The 2097-nt window shown below is 63.5% G+C and carries 1 protein-coding gene; it reads right to left on the bottom strand.

Annotated elements, in window-relative coordinates; genetic code table 11:
* Positions 1-531: 531 nt before the first annotated feature.
* Positions 532-1929: a glutamate decarboxylase gene (locus QN345_RS18340; protein WP_322137292.1), complete on the bottom strand. Its 1398-nt coding sequence runs from the start codon at positions 1927-1929 to the stop codon at positions 532-534.
* Positions 1930-2097: the final 168 nt, after the last annotated feature.

Raw genomic sequence — 2097 nt, 5'->3', positions numbered from 1 at the left:
GACCGTCCCGCTGACCGTCCGGAGCGCCCCAACACTTCGCGGGCAACGCATGCATTGACTAACCTCTGTCCACGTCCGACCTCGCGAACTGCTGTGAGGAGGCACACCGAACTTCTACACTCGACAAGACCTATTACGCTGAGGGAAACCCGATGTCAACAATGTGGACGGCCGTGACTCTCCGGACGGACGATGTTTTGGGCCAAACTTTTGTTGTCGTGGTCAAACGTGACCAGCACGGCCACGTTCCAACGGTCCTCGTCAACCCAATCGACACCGCCGGCCGCAGGCTGCCGGGTGTTTGGCTGAGCGAGGCTTCTCACCACACTGTCTACCGGCGCCTGCCAGAGAATCCCTCACTCTAGGAGTGCGGTTCAGTTCTCGTTCAGTGCTTCCCCTCCGCGATCCCCCCTTATGGTCGACGCCGCCACCACGCCTGTCGTGACCGGGTCTCCTTCATGGCTGCATTTGGCATCGCGGCGCCCAACCGAACCTACGGGGAATCTGCTGTGCGGATGGCCGCCGCGGGTGTCAGTGCGTGAATCCGGGTTGCTGCCCTTCGACCGGCATCGGCCCCTCGAGCCTGTCGAGGTAGGCCGTCTCCTGCTCGATGACGGTGAGCAGGCGTGCGGCCAGGTCCATGCTGAGCCCGTTGCGCACAACGATGCGTTGCACCGTCATCTCGGACAGGTCGTCGGGCATCCGGTAGGCGGGAACGAGCCAACCATGGGAACGCAGCCGGTCCGAGAGGTGGAACAGGTTCCAATTCCGGGTGTGGCCGGGGGTGAGCCGCCACGCGAACACCGGGATATCGGAACCGTCATTCCACAGGGTGAAGGCGCCGATCTTCTCGATGCCGCGCGCAAGGAATCGTGCCACGTCCTGGGACACCTGCTGCACGGCACGGTATCCCTCGAACCCGAGCCGGAGGAAGAGGTAATACTGCAGGAGCACCTGCGCGCCGGGACGGGAGAAGTTGAGAGCGAACGTGGGCATGCTCCCGCCGAGGTAGCTGACGTGGAAGACCAGGTCCTCCGGCAGCAGGTCCTTCGAACGCCAGACGATCCAGCCCAGGCCGGGGTATACGAGACCGTACTTGTGCGCGGATGTGTTGATCGAATGCACCCGTTCCAACCGGAAGTCCCAGGCCAGTTCCGGCTGCAGGAAGGGCGCGATCATGCCCCCGGATGCCGCGTCGACATGGATCGGAATGTCCAGTCCGGTGCGTTCCTGGACCTCGTCGAGGGCTGCGGCGATCGCCGCGACCGGCTCGTAGACCCCGGTGTAAGTCACGCCCATGATCGCGACGACGCCGATCGTGTTCTCATCGACATAGCTTTCGAGGTTGTGGCCGTCGAGGCTCGGATGCTCCTCGCTGATGGGCACGAAGCGCGCCTCGACGTCCCAGTAGTTGCAGAACTTCTCCCAGCACACCTGCACCGCGGAACTCATCACGAGGTTCGGCTGCCCGGTCGGCTTCCCGGCCGCCCGCCTGGCCTGCTGCCAGCGTCGTTTCAGGGCCAGTCCGCCGAGCATGCACGCCTCCGAGGATCCGATCGTCGACGTGCCGATCGTGTCCATCGGCTCAGGCGCATGCCAGAGGCCCGCGATCATCCGCCAGCAATACTCCTCGATCGCCGCGGTCTGGGGGTATTCGTCCTTGTCGACGACGTTCTTGTCAAAGGCCTCCGTGTAGAGCCGGCCGGCGTGATCATCCATCCAGGTGCCCACGAAGGTCGCGAGGTTCAGCCGGGCATTGCCATCGAGCATGATCTCGTCGTGGATGATCTGGTACGCCGTCTCCGGCTCCATCGGGTCCGCGCAGAGGACATAGCGTGGGACAACGCTGTCCTCTCCCGGGCGGGCGAAGAGCGGGTTGATCTTTAAGAACTCCGGCTTGAACTCTGAGTTGGCCTGCATGGGGTCCATGCTGCCGTATCGGGCCGGGAATCGACCACGAACCGCCGTTGCCCGCAGCCCGGTCGGGGTGGCGTATGCAGTCGATCTGCTCTGCCGCAACGACGGGATGGTGTTGGAGATCATGTCGAAAAATGTACGTGTTGCTCGAGCTCGCGGGACGAAACACCGAAGACGAAT

Origin of the sequence: Cryobacterium sp. 10I1, from assembly GCF_035019805.1 — a bacterium.
Taxonomy (GTDB): Bacteria; Actinomycetota; Actinomycetes; order Actinomycetales; family Microbacteriaceae; genus Cryobacterium; species Cryobacterium glucosi.
The sequence above is the reverse complement of the archived record's forward strand: the minus strand, read 5'-3'. Positions and strand labels throughout refer to the sequence as shown.